General features: G+C 75.5%; 1 protein-coding gene. It reads right to left on the bottom strand.

Going from position 1 to position 563, the window contains the following annotated elements:
- The coding region (locus VR45_RS41050; protein ID WP_045945081.1) for a polyketide synthase at window positions 1–563 on the bottom strand (563 nt) is incomplete at both ends.

Below are 563 nucleotides of genomic sequence, written 5' to 3'. Positions count from 1 at the left end.
GTCCTGGTTCGTGGCGGAACCACGCACCACCGCCAGCACCGGATGCCCGTTGCGCCGCGCGTCCGACAGCCGCTCCAGCAGCAGGACGCCGACGCCCTCGGACCAGCCGGTCCCGTCCGCGTCGGCCCCGAACGCCTTGCAACGGCCGTCGGCCGACAACGCGCGCTGGCGGCTGAACGCCACGAACGCGTCGGGGGTCGCCATCACCGACACCCCGCCGGCCAGGGCCAGGGTGCAGTCGCCCGCCCGCAGGGCCCGGATCGCCAGGTGCAGGGCGACCAGGGAGGAGGAGCAGGCCGTGTCCACGGTCACCGCGGGCCCTTCCAGGCCCAGGGTGTAGGCGATCCGGCCGGAGACCACACTGCTCGCCGTCCCGGTGTCCAGCAGGCCCTGGACCTCGGGGAGGTGGCGCGAGCCCGCGCCGTAACCGTTGCCGATCGCCCCGAGGAAGACACCCGTGCCGGTGCGCCGCAGTGTGCGGGGGTCGATGGCGGCCCGCTCGACCGCCTCCCAGGCGGTCTCCAGTGCCAGCCGCTGCTGCGGGTCCGTCGCCAGGGCCTCGC

Source organism: Streptomyces sp. NRRL S-495, from assembly GCF_000966955.1.
Taxonomy (GTDB): domain Bacteria; phylum Actinomycetota; class Actinomycetes; order Streptomycetales; family Streptomycetaceae; genus Kitasatospora; species Kitasatospora purpeofusca.
This window is presented reverse-complemented; position numbering and strand designations above follow the sequence as displayed.